General features: G+C 60.7%; 1 pseudogene. It reads left to right on the plus strand.

The features are described 5' to 3' along the window. Positions 1-211: pseudogene (locus E5W87_RS35960) on the plus strand (transcriptional regulator); the annotation flags it as partial.

The following is a 211-nucleotide window of genomic DNA, read 5'->3' on the forward strand; positions in this document are numbered from 1 at the left end:
GTGGTGCGCTTCGACGACTACGATCTCAAGACGAGGTCGAACGTGATCGAGCTTTCCATGCCACTCGGCCTCTATACGAACTGCAACGTGTCGCCGCCCTGTGGCCTGTGCTCGAGCGAGGCCGTCATCGGTCTTCTCGACGTGCCCGATTTCTTCCTCGACCCGGATCGGATGAAAGCGGGGCTGATCTGGTTTGAGCGCGGCCATGTCG

The organism is Mesorhizobium sp. (genome assembly GCF_004962925.1).
Lineage (GTDB): Bacteria > Pseudomonadota > Alphaproteobacteria > Rhizobiales > Rhizobiaceae > Mesorhizobium.